The sequence below is a fragment of the Microbulbifer epialgicus genome (assembly GCF_041447265.1).
Lineage (GTDB): Bacteria > Pseudomonadota > Gammaproteobacteria > Pseudomonadales > Cellvibrionaceae > Microbulbifer > Microbulbifer epialgicus.
On sequence record NZ_JBGMEK010000017.1, the window covers coordinates 1 to 13,773 of the forward strand.

The 13,773-nt window shown below is 51.4% G+C and carries 13 protein-coding genes; 5 read left to right on the forward strand and 8 right to left on the reverse strand.

Features of this window, described 5'->3' with window-relative positions:
- The coding region (locus tag ACCI49_RS09565) for a transposase (RefSeq protein WP_371838736.1) at positions 1–288 on the reverse strand (288 nt) is incomplete at its 3' end.
- 95 nt (positions 289–383) lie between these two features.
- Between ACCI49_RS09565 and ACCI49_RS09570 the strand changes: the two genes are divergently transcribed.
- Positions 384–503: a zinc ribbon domain-containing protein gene (locus tag ACCI49_RS09570; RefSeq protein ID WP_371838737.1), complete on the forward strand. Its 120-nt coding sequence runs from the start codon at positions 384–386 to the stop codon at positions 501–503.
- Positions 504–549: 46 nt separating this feature from the next.
- On the opposite strand, the gene ACCI49_RS09575 is transcribed toward ACCI49_RS09570, so the two are convergent.
- The 3 genes from ACCI49_RS09575 to ACCI49_RS09585 are packed head-to-tail and all read right to left on the reverse strand — an operon-like array spanning position 550 to position 3,934.
- Positions 550–2,025 carry a cryptochrome/photolyase family protein gene (locus ACCI49_RS09575; protein ID WP_371838738.1) on the reverse strand — a complete coding sequence of 492 codons (1,476 nt, stop codon included), beginning with the start codon at positions 2,023–2,025 and terminating at the stop codon, positions 550–552.
- Positions 2,022–2,963: a MerR family transcriptional regulator gene (locus tag ACCI49_RS09580; protein ID WP_371838739.1), complete on the reverse strand. Its 942-nt coding sequence runs from the start codon at positions 2,961–2,963 to the stop codon at positions 2,022–2,024. Before ACCI49_RS09580 ends, ACCI49_RS09575 begins: the two co-directional genes overlap by 4 nt.
- Positions 2,964–2,971: 8 nt before the next feature.
- Positions 2,972–3,934 carry a YbgA family protein gene (locus ACCI49_RS09585; protein ID WP_371838740.1) on the reverse strand — a complete coding sequence of 321 codons (963 nt, stop codon included), beginning with the start codon at positions 3,932–3,934 and terminating at the stop codon, positions 2,972–2,974.
- 244 nt (positions 3,935–4,178) lie between these two features.
- On the opposite strand from ACCI49_RS09585, the gene ydiJ reads away from it, so the two are divergent.
- The 3 genes from ydiJ to ACCI49_RS09600 all read left to right on the forward strand — a co-directional run bounded on the left by ydiJ (position 4,179) and on the right by ACCI49_RS09600 (position 8,949).
- A complete protein-coding gene (gene ydiJ, locus ACCI49_RS09590) occupies positions 4,179–7,217 on the forward strand; it encodes a D-2-hydroxyglutarate dehydrogenase YdiJ (protein ID WP_371838741.1) in 3,039 nt (1,012 codons plus the stop codon).
- Positions 7,218–7,291: 74 nt separating this feature from the next.
- Positions 7,292–8,029 carry a tetratricopeptide repeat protein gene (locus ACCI49_RS09595; RefSeq protein ID WP_371838742.1) on the forward strand — a complete coding sequence of 246 codons (738 nt, stop codon included), beginning with the start codon at positions 7,292–7,294 and terminating at the stop codon, positions 8,027–8,029.
- A gap of 518 nt (positions 8,030–8,547) precedes the next feature.
- The gene (locus tag ACCI49_RS09600; RefSeq protein ID WP_143729284.1) at positions 8,548–8,949 is read left to right on the forward strand and encodes a 3D domain-containing protein; all 402 of its coding nucleotides are present in this window, start codon (positions 8,548–8,550) and stop codon (positions 8,947–8,949) included.
- A 244-nt stretch (positions 8,950–9,193) separates the two neighbouring features.
- On the opposite strand, the gene ACCI49_RS09605 is transcribed toward ACCI49_RS09600, so the two are convergent.
- Positions 9,194–9,817: a hypothetical protein gene (locus tag ACCI49_RS09605; protein ID WP_371838743.1), complete on the reverse strand. Its 624-nt coding sequence runs from the start codon at positions 9,815–9,817 to the stop codon at positions 9,194–9,196.
- 111 nt (positions 9,818–9,928) lie between these two features.
- A complete protein-coding gene (locus ACCI49_RS09610) occupies positions 9,929–10,189 on the reverse strand; it encodes a hypothetical protein (protein WP_371838744.1) in 261 nt (86 codons plus the stop codon).
- Between the two features lie 198 nt (positions 10,190–10,387).
- Here ACCI49_RS09610 and trhO point away from each other — a divergent pair, with 198 nt between their 5' ends.
- A complete protein-coding gene (trhO, locus tag ACCI49_RS09615; RefSeq protein ID WP_371838745.1) occupies positions 10,388–11,389 on the forward strand; it encodes an oxygen-dependent tRNA uridine(34) hydroxylase TrhO in 1,002 nt (333 codons plus the stop codon).
- Between the two features lie 5 nt (positions 11,390–11,394).
- Here trhO and ACCI49_RS09620 read toward each other — a convergent pair whose 3' ends face one another.
- Positions 11,395–11,787, reverse strand: coding sequence for a hypothetical protein (locus tag ACCI49_RS09620; RefSeq protein ID WP_371838746.1), 393 nt, complete (start codon positions 11,785–11,787; stop codon positions 11,395–11,397).
- Positions 11,788–12,446: 659 nt separating this feature from the next.
- Entirely contained in the window at positions 12,447–13,562 is a 1,116-nt protein-coding gene (gene apbC, locus ACCI49_RS09625) for an iron-sulfur cluster carrier protein ApbC (protein ID WP_371838805.1), read from the reverse strand.
- Between the last annotated feature and the right edge of the window lie 211 nt (positions 13,563–13,773).

The following is a 13,773-nucleotide window of genomic DNA, read 5'->3' on the forward strand; positions in this document are numbered from 1 at the left end:
GTCCTCCGGGTTTAGGCTGAGAAATCGACAAAATGAAAATCGATCGCGTATCTGATATTCCAGCTCATCATCCGATAGGTTATATAAATGCTGTAATACAAGTGCCTTGAACATCAGTACCTTATCAAAGGGTCTTCTTCCAGCATTACTCTTTCTTGGAAGTGTGGGGATTTTATTCAAAGTACTCCGGAAGTCCTCCCAGTCAATCAACTTACGAAGAGCAACCAGTGGATCACGTTCATTTAGCTTGCGATGGCGGTCATCAAGACCGAAAAAACTCGGCTGCATTTGACAATAACCTTTACTAGTGAGCGTTTAGACTATTTTACCGGAAATTAGTGAATTTTTAGAGGTACCCTACAGTACTAATCGACATCTCGGTTATGCCTCAGCAGTATATCGAGGATTGCCAGGTATGCTGTAAACCAATTATTTTTCGAGTGGATTCAGATACGAACGGGGAGTTATCGGTTACTGTGCACAGCGAGGACGAAACATTCTAAGGGCCTTTCTCTATCATCAATACATGACATCGACCCATAAATATATTCATTTCAGCTTGGCAAAAACCTCAATCGCCCGTTTACGTCCTGCCGCCACATCACATATCACCTGGGGGTAACCCTGAACAGGTGGTGGGTCATGGATATCCTTGTCATTGAGGGAGGCCAATTCCGGGACGTACTTGCGAATAAAGTTGCCATTTGGATCAAACCTCTTTGACTGGCTGTATGGGTTGAATACGCGGAAATAGGGAGCTGCATCGGTGCCTGTAGAGGCGGTCCACTGCCAACCGCCATTATTGGAAGCAAAGTCCGCGTCAATCAATTGCTGCATAAAGTAACATTCACCCCATCGCCAGTCGATCAGCATATTCTTACTCAGGAAGGAGGCAACAATCATCCGCAAACGATTATGCATCCAAGCCGTTTCATTTAACTGGCGCATAGCCGCATCCACAATCGGCACTCCGGTCTCACCAATGCTCCAGCGATCAAACTGGTCCTTATCGTAGGACCATGGAATCTGCTCGGTCTCTTCCTTGAAAGGTTTGCCTTTACTCAAACGGGGGAAATCCACCATCAAGTGGGTATAAAATTCCCGCCAGATCAGCTCACTGATCCAGCAGGCGATACCTTCATTGCCCCCCTGCCAACAGCCATCGTTCAGGCTCAAGGCCATATGTATGCACTGGCGGATGGAAATAGCTCCGCTATTTAAATAGGGGGACAGGCGAGAAGTACTATCCAATGCAGGAAAATCCCGCTCGGTCTGATATTCACTGACTCTTTCACTAAATGCCTTCAACCGTTTCTGCGCCGCACTTTCCCCGGTCCTCCAGCCCTTCACAACCCCGGTTTCAGCAGTATCCATTGAATAATGCGTGAGCTGGCTAGGTATTTTCTGGGTTAGCTTCCTTCCCCCCTCCAACTTTAACCACTTAGGCCAGTGTGGTCCGCCATCGGACTGGAGCATTTTTCTGGGGGCGGGTAAAATTTTGACTTCGATACCTGCACACACCTGGATCAAAGCGCGCTTAAAAGGAGTAAAAACCTTGTAGGGCTCATCGCTACCTGTTCTTACAGCCCCCGGCGGCAACAGCGTGCGATCACTATAATATTCAACCTTGGTGCCTTCCTCATTCAATGCATCCTGCACCGCTTTATCCCGACACTGCTCATTTAACGGATATTCCGCATTGGCAAACAGCGCATCTATTTTCAGGCGCTGAGAAATTTGCCTTAAGACTTTAGGTACTTGGGAGAACTTTGGAATTTCGAGATAATAGAGAGGAATATTACGATTTTGTAATTGCGCTTGCAGCTCGCGCAAACAGGCTAAACGAAAATTTACAAGCGTGTCGCCTTCATGGTGACTTTTCCAAGTTTTGGGGCAGGCAATGAAAACTGCGGCCAACCATTTGCAGCGTGTACTGGCATGGTAAAGTGCTGAATTATCGTGCATACGCAGGTCAGTGCGAAACCATACCAAGCCGCGCTCCAAGAAAGGAAATTGTCGGCTCATAATATCAGCTGCTCCTGCAGTTGGGTTAACACACTATCTGTGGCGCCCAGCAGTACTGAAGAGTTAGCTATTTTCCCTAACTTACCCAAATCATCACGCTGCATCTCAACAAAATCTCCTGCCAACCAAAAGGGCTTGTCCAGAGCTTGCGCCGTGTTCAGTAACTCTTGTGTGAGAAAATTTTTCGGCAGTGCCCGATGGCTGTAACAAATCAGCCCTCTACAATCCAGCTTTTTTACGACATTGCCCCCCCTTTTTAAATCTGCCTGATTACTCAAAACAACCACATCTATACCTGCGGCGAACAGCGCGGCACTAAACATTTGTAGAAATACCCGCTGATCATCACCGGGTAGATCCATCAATAACAACCGACTAACGGTGGATTTTTTGTGTTTACGCAGATTTTTACGAGCAATTCCGTTTGCCAGTAGCAACTGTTCATATAACAGCGGCCATAAAAAGAGTTTTGCCGACCTGCTTTCCTCTAGGCGTGGTTGCCCTAATTTTGCATGTAAGGGCTTTAACCAATGTTCCAACAGCAGCGGGGGCGGAAAAGCGGTAATCCACTGATCCACACGGCAACGCAATTGTGGCTCAGCAAAGTCTTGCAGTAATGAGCAGGTTTCATCGAGAATCTCTTGCCAGCAGCTATTATTCAAGTTGCGCTTTTCCAGGTAAGCTGTTTTGCCCGTGCCGCGCTCCAACAATTCACGCACCTGCCCTATGGCCACCCCTCGCGCGAGACAAGCCAGCACTTTCTCAATACGGCGCACCTCCCCGTCGCTGTAGAGGCGGTGACCTTTGTGCGTGCGGGCCGGAGCCAACAGACCGTAACGGCGCTCCCAGGCGCGCAGTGTCATTGGGTGAACACCTGTGCGGCGGGCCACTTCGCGAATCGGCAGGCGGGCCTCTTCAGAAAATTCAGTATCAGCCATGATGACTTTCAACGGAACTCACACAAGCCCAATTCAGCCGGCTCAGCAGCGAGCAGGACTTGGCTGTGGATAAAATGATGGGGGCTGCGGGGTAAATAATGGCGCAGCATGGTCAGTACTGCAGACAGAGGTTTATGTCCCTGGCGATATTCATCAATCAACCGGGCCAGTTCAGCCCTCTCTTCCTTATTTAAATATCCTTTCAGGTGCCCCTGGCTGTGCATCAGGGCATTGGTGCGGTCTTTACGGCTGGCCTGATGTCCGAGGATTTCCATAATTTTGCCCAGTACCTGATAGGCAAACTGTTCCGGCTCCAGCGCACGGGTATTGGAAACAAACTGGCCAAGAGCGCGAGTCAATGGCTGGCAGTGAGCCAACAATAGGTATTTATAGGCGGTGTAAAATCCGATCACGCGAGCTGGGCGCGGGTCCGGGGATACATAACGATGCCAGGCATCATAAGCAAATACGCGAGTGAGAAAATTCTCACGGATATCACTGGCATTGAGGCGCCCAACTTCCTCTAGAGGAAGGTGAGGAAAGTGGTGGTGCAGGCGTGCAGCAAACAGTCCCGAATCATGGGCCAGTACACCTTTTCCATCCGCCTTATAGTGAGGTGTGGTACGCACACCGCAACTGGGGGATTTTTGCATTAAGATAAAACCACGCAGTTTCTCCACCTCTGGAACTATCTGGTCTGCATAGTCCTCCAGTGCTTCGGTAACATCTATGGCAGGATCTTCCCGACCCACTGCGCGCAAGCGGTCGCTCACGATCAAATGAATCGGTGGTCGTGGCACTCCCATGCCTATCGCCACCTCGGGGCAATAGGTGTACAAATCAAAGCAATTGCTCAGCAACTGGGTGCACACTTTACTGTGTTTGTGGCTACCGTTGTAACGCACCGGCTCACCTACAGCGCAGCGGCTGATCCCCACCGGGATTTTTTGAGGCAACAGCTGTATATACATAATGATGTTGCGCTGAAAAAGTTCATGTTTCTTTTTTTATAGCCTGCTACGATTAGTTATACAAGCACCACCTTTGTATAATTTTTTAATGGTTCAATAGTGGGGTTGCTTCGCTTGCACCCACCCGAACCGCAGCTACAATGCAGGGCCGCATTGATACCGAGCGGCTAGGTGGCGCTTTTTTGCTCCAACCTCTCTTGGTCCTTTGTGCGGCCCCCAGCTCCCCAAAAGTACGGATTAGCTCATGATTCCAGCATTGCGCGAAGTCGACGAGGTTCAGGCGCTCTATTTGCAGTTTCTGCAAGAACTGGCCGACGCGGGTTTTCGTGGCGACACCACCCCGAGTTATGCCATCCGCACAGTTCTTGCGACAGACAATTCCATTTATCAAGTATTGCCCCAAGCTGTGGTGTATCCCCGCGATAATCGGGATCTACAATTGCTGGCTGGTCTGGCGGACCGGGAAGAATTTCACTCAATTGTGCTCTCCCCCAGAGGGGGCGGTACAGGTACCAATGGACAGTCCCTCACCGATGGGCTGGTCGTGGATATTTCCCGCCACATGAACCAGATCCTGGAAATCAACACGGAAGAACGCTGGGTGCGGGTGCAGGCCGGAGTGGTCAAGGATCAGCTAAATGCTGCTCTTAAACCCCATGGCCTGTTCTTTGCCCCGGAGCTGTCCACCAGTAACCGCGCCACCATCGGCGGCATGATCAATACCGATGCCTCAGGCCAGGGCTCCTGTGTTTACGGTAAAACCCGCAACCATGTACTGGAACTGGACACCGTGCTGATGGGGGGGGAGTTGTGGCATTCATCTTCGATGGATTCCGCAACACTGCGGGAAATCAGCACCGGGGACAGCCGCTCTGCCCAAGTACACAGAACCTGCGATGCCATCGCACAAGAAAAAGCCGAATTAATCGAGAAGAAATTCCCAAAGCTGAATCGCTGCCTCACAGGTTACGATTTGGCGCATATACACGAGGGGGAGCGCTTTAACCTCAATAGCGTCTTATGTGGTTCCGAGGGCACCCTGGGTTTTATTGCAGAGGCGAAACTCAATCTACTGCCAATTCCCAAGTGCGTGGCCCTTGTCAATCTGAAATACGACCATTTCCAGGACGCCCTGCGCGATGCCAAAGATTTAATGGCGGCGGGTCCAATGTCCATCGAAACGGTGGACAGCAAGGTGCTGCAGCTAGCCATGAAGGATATTGTGTGGCACAGCGTCAGCGAGTTTTTCCCAACTGAAGATAGGCCAGTCAAAGGCATCAACCTGGTTGAATACGCCGCGGATTCCGAAGAGGCGCTGGAGAGCGCACTGGAGAAATTTACCGCACATATCGAAGAAGCCATCGGCCAGCGAGGCAAAAGCTTCGGCTATTCCATTGCTCGCGGCCACATCCAGGTCAATCGTATCTGGGCCATGCGCAAGCGGGCTGTAGGCTTGCTCGGCAATGCCCAGGGAGAGCAACGCCCAATTCCCTTTGTGGAAGATACGGCGGTACCACCGGAAAATCTGGCGGATTTTATCGCCGAGTTTCGTGCGGTACTAGATGAGGCGGGCCTCGACTACGGAATGTTCGGCCATGTAGATGCCGGCGTATTGCATGTGCGCCCGTCGATCGATATGAAAGATCCACAGCAGGCTGCTCAAATACGTCCCATTACCGATCAGGTGGTAGCTCTCACACAAAAATACAAAGGGCTGCTATGGGGTGAGCACGGCAAGGGGATCAGGTCTGAATACGCGCCGGAGTTTTTTGGAGAACTCTACCCGGAGCTGCAAAAGGTCAAAGCCGCCTTCGACCCACATAATCAGTTAAACCCCGGCAAAATTGCTACTCCTGATAGCAGCACCAACCTACTGAAAATTGATGGGGTGGCTACCCGCGGCGAACACGACCGACAGATTCCCGCGCATGTGTGGGAAGGCTACGAGGAAGGAGTGCACTGCAATGGCAATGGCGCTTGCTTTAACTGGAACCCAGACGATGCCATGTGCCCTTCCTACAAGGCAACACGCAATCGGATTCACTCCCCCAAGGGGCGCGCTTCGTTGATGCGTGAGTGGCTACGTCTTTTAAGCAAACACAATGTGGATGCGGTGGCCAGTGCGCGTAAATACCGGGAGCGATCTTTTTTTGTCGGCCTGCCCAAGCGTTTCGTCAATACTCTAGCCAAAACACGCGGTGAGTACGACTTTAACCACGAAGTGAATGAGGCAATGCAGGGCTGTCTGGGGTGTAAATCCTGCGCTGGGCAGTGTCCGATCAAAGTGGATGTACCGGAGTTCCGCAGCAAATTCCTCGAGCTGTATTACAGCCGCTACCTGCGCCCGTTAAAGGATTATGCGGTAGGAGGACTGGAATTCCTGATGCCCCATCTGGCAAAACTGCCACAGCTTTACAATTGGCCACTGAAATTAAAGCCAGTGTCTTTCCTGATGGAACGCCTATTCGGCATGGTGGATAGCCCACAGCTCTCACAGAAAACCCTGCAAACCGCCCTTGGGGAACTGGGTGTACCCACCGCAAGTAAAGCCTGCCTCGAGACTCTGGGCCCTTCCCAGCGCAGCCGTGCAGTCATTATCGTCCAGGATGCCTTTACCAGTTATTTCGATGCAGATGTAGTGACAGATATACTGCGCCTGCTCAAGCAGCTGGACTTTGTGCCAATACTCGCTCCTTACCGCGCCAACGGCAAACCACTGCATGTGCATGGTTTCCTGCGTCAATTCCAGCGGATTGCCGAAGGCAACAGCGCAATGCTCAACGACTTGGCAGACAGTGGCATCCCCTTGGTGGGGATCGATCCTTCGATGACCCTCACTTACCGCTCCGAATACAAGAAACTCCTCGGCGAGCGCGCACCAATAGTCTACCTGTTGCAGGAATGGCTGGCAGAACAACAGGACCACCTGACACAACATCGCGAGCGCGTCCGCCCCGGCAGCTTCCAACTGTTGCCCCACTGTAGCGAACAAACCAACGCCACAGCCTCGCTGAATGACTGGCAAAAGGTATTTTCTGCTTTAGGCCTTGAGCTACAAACCACGAATCTAGGCTGTTGTGGCATGGCCGGCACCTACGGTCACGAAGCAACCCACAGGGAGACCTCACGAGTAATCTTCCAGCAATCCTGGGCGCCCAAACTCAGCGAAGGTGGAAATAACCACCTCGCCACCGGGTATTCCTGTCGCTGCCAAGCCAATCGCTTTGCGGGTGTCACCCTGCGCCACCCTCTACAGGGACTGCTGGCACAACTCAACAACTAGGGATTTACTGACGTAAGGGGGCCCGCAAATGTGGGCCTTGTTACCGTCAACCGGGGACGCCCGCGGAAATCCTTATGCACAAAAGTTTCTCCCGCTTACAGACCCTGCTTTACCTACTCCTCAGCCTGGCTATATTGCCGCCCGCTATTTCAATCACTCAAAACACTTGGCTCGAAGGCCCCAGTTCCCACAGCATTGGTACTCAAGGTGCAGTGGCGTGGGTCGGTGAAGCCGAAAAACTGGCACGTCAGGGAAAGTTTGATGCCGCCCTGCCCTTCTATGAAAAAGCCATCTCGGCGCTGTCGCCATATCCAGCCCGCCAACAGGCCCTACGCTATCGCTACGGCATCGTTTTAAATGCCTTGGGCGCAAAATCCCGCCCCGATCTCTATCCACTGGCCCGGGCTCAGTTCCAGTCTGTACTGAACTACCTGGACTCTGGTGCGGAACTGCCCCACTCAGCCGCTAGAGTGCGCTCCGCTATGGCGCATACCTACCACCAGCAAGCTGCCAACGAAGAGACCGTAACCCAGCGCACCCACCTGCTGAATACTGCTTACTTCCTTTATAAGAGTGCCGTGGACGGGTTGTCGGCCCAACAGGAGTGGCACAACCTCGCGATTACTTACTTCAATATCGGGCAAGTCTGTGAATGGCAAGGAAACCTGGAGGAAGCTATCACTTGGCTGGAAAAAGCAGTAAAGCTGGATCTCCAACACAAGCTGCCGGACCTAGAGGAGGATAGTGACTACCTCACCACACTCCGCCAGCAAGTGGAACCTATAGAGCAGAACTCAGAAACCACCCTTTAACCTCTCAAACTACCAGTGTAAATAAAGCTTGTCCGGTATTGTGACGAACCGGTCGCCTCGCCAAAAGCCCTGATATGGTACGAATGTGAGCGTTTTGAAGAGATAGTCACAAATAATTGCAGAGAAATTTTTTACTTTTTTGCCACTAATTAGAAAGCCAATCCTCACTACAATTGACAATCCGTAGGATGACATCGCTGTCAGTCGAATTTTGGGGCCTGGAACTATTTACCAAGTTTTTGCCATATCATCTCTTTTTAAAGATAACAAAAAACAAATAATCGGAATAAACCACCTCTTAAATGGACTATATAAAATAAAAGTTCCCCCCCCGGAAAATAACCAGCCATTTCTCGCAGTCATTTGTCGTCAAATAAGAAAAAGTTGATACGCCCTAAATCGCCAGTAATATAGCCAGCGTTGATTAAATATTGATCAACGATTTCCAAAAATACTTGGAAATTTCACAAGCGCCTTTTGGCTTGTGACCATTTGATTCCTGGAGGTAATGGGACATCATGAAACAGACTCTGCGTAATACAGCTTTTTTCCTCGCCGCTCTTCTTGCTATTGGTGTAAGTGTCAACGCTTCCGCGGCAATCAAAAAAACCATGATTGTCGATGCAACCGCCTATAACTCCGTACCGGGCCAAACTGACAGCGATCCCTGGGTAGCTGCCTGGAACAACCGCCTGCGCCCTGGCGACAAAATCATCGCCGTTTCCCGTGACCTGGAAAAGCACGGCCTGACCAACGGTGCCAAAGTAAAGATTGAGGGTCTGCCCGGCACTTACACTGTTCGTGACCGTATGAACAAGCGCTTCACCAACCGTATTGACGTTTGGATGGAGAAAGATATACGAAAAGCCCGCGCCTGGGGCAAGAAAAAACTGAAGATTGTTTTTGAGCCGGTAAAGTAAGCAGAACTGATTTCAACGACCCTTTTAACCCCGCCCTCCAGCGGGGTTTTTTTTATTATGTAGCTGTTACTCAGTATTTTTTTACTTCCGACCTAGTAGTAAATAATGCAATGTTTTAAACAATTGCAATTTTTCGACCCGCTTAATCCAATTGGTTATTTATGAGAAGAGCATCTTTTTATTCGATTTCTTAACTTTGGGAATGACAGGCTTCAAGGCGCCTAATATTTCCCCTAAACACCCACTAAGGCTCCATTTCCGCAAAAATACCCCGAAGCTCCCTGCAATCTTCATTTTCCAGGTGAAAAGTACTCGGCTGCTTATCCTCGTTATAACGATGCTCGAGCCCATCATCTCCCAGTAAAATCAAGTACTCGGATTTAACCCACCTGTCACCGGTGAAGTATTCCGTTAGCCACAAGAGAGAGGGCTGCCCCTCATAACAGTAGCCGTAAAACATCCGAGTTTTTTCCACCAGTTTTTTGGTCAAATAGTCGATATAGCGACCGGGGTAGGTATATCGGTCAGAACCACTATCGTTTTGTGTCCCAGTCGCACTTTCACCCGGCCGGGCAATACGCTGGATATAAATCGCCAGATTTTCATCACAGTCCACACATTGTCGCCCCGCTACTATGGCGTAACCATGTAATTCAGAAATCAAGCGGGCCTCTTTTAGGCCGGTATCAAGCACTTGCCGGTTGGAAAGGAGCAGGGGGTCTGCCGAGGCAGGTAAGATCTGTAGAAGCAAAAGGAATAATAAACAGCACAGTTTCATTGGCAAGGTAACCGCAAGCTGGGTAGCACCGTCGGAGACAAAGATTCCGCAGTTGCCTCGCGACGGCGCTTTGATTGGCTGTGCTGTCACACAATCGCGATTCCCTTCTCACCATAACCATAGCACTAGATTTGGTGGCACCTCACAATACAGTTTAAGCCCGGCCCCCGGTGCTGCCTGCGCAGCACCAAATATGGTGACTTACCAGTTGCCATCCACTTCCTGGACGGGGCCTACAAAAGTAGCAATGCCTTCCTCACGCAAGGCATCCATGGCCTCATCCAAGGCCTCCTTTTCTGTATCGAACGAGTCTTCCCACACGGTGGAGTTGTTAAACTCATCGACAATCTCGAGCAGCCAGCCACCCTCGCCATCTTCATATATATCAATCTGAACGGAAACCTCGCCCTCTCGGTAGACCTGGCTTAACTCCGACTCTTTCGGTGCAAATTCTTCACCCATGGGGTTCGCCTCGCTGTGACCCTGAAATTTCGGCCAGAACTTTGACAACTTGCAGCCTTCCGGTCAACCACAAATCTGCATCCGGGTAGCCTCTGAACCGCCTGCTAAATGTACGACAAGCTGTTTTTTTTGCGATAAAATGCGCGGCGATTTTTTCTGCTCCGGATTTACGCTCCGGCCCGCTATTGAGGAAGTACCATGGACCAATTCGTTGTGTGCGCGCTCTATAAATTCGTCACCCTGGAAGGATTCGAATCCCTGCGCACGCCCCTGCTGAACGTCATGCTGGAATACCAAGTGCGCGGTACCCTACTGCTAGCCAACGAAGGCATCAACGGTACCGTTGCCGGCTCTCGCGAGGGCATAGATGCACTCCTGGCGCATCTAAAATCAGATAAGCGCTTAACCGACCTGGACTACAAGGAATCCTACACCCGCAAGATTCCCTTCCTGCGAAGCAAGGTCAAGTTGAAGAGAGAAATTGTCACTATGGGGGTGGAGGGTATTGATCCACTCCGCGTTGTAGGCACTTACGTCAAGCCCAAAGACTGGAACGCCCTGATCAGTGACCCCGAGGTCGTTGTAGTTGACACCCGCAATGACTACGAATTTCAAGTGGGTACTTTCAAGGACTCAATCAACCCCAAGACCAACACCTTCCGCGAGTTTCCCCAGTATGTCAAAGACAACCTGAACCCGGCCAAGCACAAGAAGGTAGCCATGTTCTGCACTGGCGGCATTCGTTGCGAAAAATCCACAGCCTACATGAAGGAACAGGGCTTTGAAGAGGTCTACCACCTGCACGGCGGTATCTTGAAGTACCTGGAAGAAGTGCCTAGGGAGGAGTCCCTGTGGGAGGGAGAGTGCTTTGTTTTTGACGAACGCATCACTGTCAACCACGATCTGAAACGCGGCCAGTACGACCAGTGCAACGCCTGCCGAATGCCAATCACCGAGGAAGATCAGCAATCCCCACTGTACGAACAGGGCGTAAGCTGTCCACACTGCCACGATAAAGTGGACGATGCTGATCGCGCTCGTTTCCGCGAGCGCGAAAAACAGATCCAACTGGCCATGCAACGCGGTGAAAAGCATATGGGCCAAGATGCCCGCGAACTGACCGCCAACAAGCGCCAGCAGAAAAAGGAAGAGCGTCATCGCCAGGCCGAAATACAGCGCGCCCAGGCTCAGCAGGCTTAAAGCGGCTAAAGTGCCACGGGCCTGCCTCCACCCTTGATCTGGGTGAGCCAGGCCTCAGCTTCGCCCTCTGCCACAAACTCCCTCGAGCTGTGTCGACACAAACAGGTGCCTCGTGTCGCCAGCGGCGAAGTACAACGGCTACGCGGGTGCAACACGGCGATATATGCGCGCCGTAGCACCGGGTGTTCTGCAATATAAGTGGTGAACTGCCGCTGCTCCTCCAGAGTGACTTTGGAGTGCGCATATCGCAGATCCAAGAGCACACGCAACGGCACCCTGTGGCGGTATTTTTCCACAAGCCGGGCCGCGGCCTCCATCTTTTCCGCAAACCCCACCGACCCATAAAATAATACCCGCGCTATACCCCCTATCGGTCGATAGCTAATATGAAAATTCATTGATGAAAGCACTCGCGCTTCTGTCTTTGTTATTTTTATCGACTACAGCTTCTGCAATGCCCGGTTGAGTCTCACCCGCAACAACGGCCAGCGCGGCTGCCGGAGGACAACTTGCACACTCCTGATTTTATCGCTACATCCCGACAAATTGTGCCGACCTGCCGAGCTGTTACCACATCATGCAAAAGAAATTCGCGCAGTATAATTGAACTCTCTCCCAAACATTATTGTGTTTACAAAGGAGATCTCGTAATAAATTTGACGGTCACCGACAAAAATACAGTAAAGATACTTACTTTTTCTTGCATGGGAGGCAAGGAGGGAAAAAAACACGATTGTTTGCCAGGCTTCAGGCGGATTCGTAACGAAACACTGAAATACGGACAGCTAGCTAACCTTGCATTCCCTATGCAACAGCTTCACCCTTAACTACCAACAATATATCCATACAATGGACGGGCACTGAGCGCGTAATTTTGAGCTGGCAGCAAACACATAATGTCCGGACCGCGGGCCCGGCCATTATGGGAAACGCTCCTCACACTGCAAGAAACTTCATAAGAAGTGTGCCAGAGGGCATCAATATAGGGACATTTACTCCCTCGAAAAACCACAAAAATAAAAAAATTAATGCTTTGTGATCGGCATCGCGATTGGGCTCAACTTATTTCGATTTCTGGAAGATTCTCATCACTACTGGCATTGAGCCAGACCTGCGCTGCAGTCTTGCGGGCAATTTCCCTATAAAAACCGGCAATTTCGCTCTCTGGGTCAGCGGTAACACTGGGACAACCACTGTCTACATCAGCACGAATTTTCTGTGCCAGTGGCAATTCTCCGAGCAGGTGCGTATTGTACTCTTCAGCAATACGCTCCCCCCCGCCAACACCAAAAATGGGCTCGCTGTGGCCGCACTTGGAGCAAGTGTGCAGGGCCATATTTTCGACGATGCCGAGTACTGGCACCGAGACCTTGCGGAACATTTCCACGCCCTTAATCGCATCTTTAAGAGCCAGGTCCTGGGGAGTAGTTACAATCACTGCACCGGCCAGAGTAGTTTTTTGCGCCAATGTCAGCTGGATATCACCAGTGCCTGGGGGCATATCTACAATCAGGTAATCCAACTCCTCTTTGGCATCACACCAGAGAGTTTGGGTGAGAATCTGGTTGAGCGCGCCACTTGCCATAGGACCGCGCCACACGGCTGGCGTTTCCTCTGTCATCAAATAGCCCAAAGACATAGTCTCGATTCCCTGCCCATCCACTGGCACAAAAAACTTCTGTTCTTTGACATGGGGGCGCACGCCTTCAGTGCCGAGCATGGTCGGCAGGCTGGGACCATAAATATCTGCATCAAGTAATCCAACCCGTGCGCCCTCTGATGCCAGGGCCAGGGCCAGGTTCACCGCAGTGGTGGACTTGCCCACGCCCCCCTTGCCCGACGCCACCGCAACAATATTTTTTACCCCTTGTAATGGCTCTGGGGCATTCGGCGACGACGTCGCAGGGATATCACTGAAGAGCTCAAATTGCAGGCTGCTACCACCAAGGGGGCCACTCTTCAACAGGGGCTCGCAGGCCTCCATCACCCTCTTGCGCCAAGATTCCTCCTGACTTGCACAGGGATAGCCGAGGGTAATGCCGACAAGCACTGTGTCGCCCTCGTAACCCACCTCGATGTCCGCATCCAACTCGTCCAGCAACAACCCACTGGCCGAATCGTGCAACTGACCTAGGCACTCTGCCAAGCGCTCCAGTTCCGCCTGAACTTCCATTGGTAGCTCTTCATGGTCGTGATGATCGCTCACGGTATCTCCCTCTTGGTGCTTCTTGTCTGGGACGCATTGTGTCGGATGAATCGGTTCAGCGCTAGCGACCGGATCAATCCGGCGTCATCCCCCCACACCTCCCCGGCATAGCACAAATCTGCTATATTCCGCGGTCTTTTGATGTTCTCCGGCCGCTCCAGCGGAGCCTCCGGCCGCA